1 protein-coding gene is annotated in these 213 nt (G+C 71.4%); it reads right to left on the reverse strand.

The window, feature by feature from the left end; genetic code table 11:
- Positions 1-205, reverse strand: a 205-nt coding sequence (locus tag DRV84_RS16110; protein ID WP_420852981.1) for an MOSC domain-containing protein, incomplete at its 3' end; no start/stop codon positions are given.
- Positions 206-213: the final 8 nt, after the last annotated feature.

Below are 213 nucleotides of genomic sequence, written 5' to 3' on the forward strand. Positions count from 1 at the left end.
CGGTGCGCTCGACCACGCGCAGGACCGCCCCGCCGATCCTGACCTCCCGGCCGACGAGGTCGAATTCTTCCCACGGCGCCAGCCCCTCGACCCAGAGATTGCCGCGCCAGCGATGCCGCGACAGCGGACGCCCGTGGCGCTGCTCCACCGCCCGGTGCGATGCGTGGTTGCACAGCGAAATGGAGGGGAAATCCGTGTCCGTCATGCCGCGGC

It is taken from the genome of Rhodosalinus sediminis (assembly GCF_003385555.1).
GTDB classification, from domain to species: Bacteria; Pseudomonadota; Alphaproteobacteria; order Rhodobacterales; family Rhodobacteraceae; genus Rhodosalinus; species Rhodosalinus sediminis.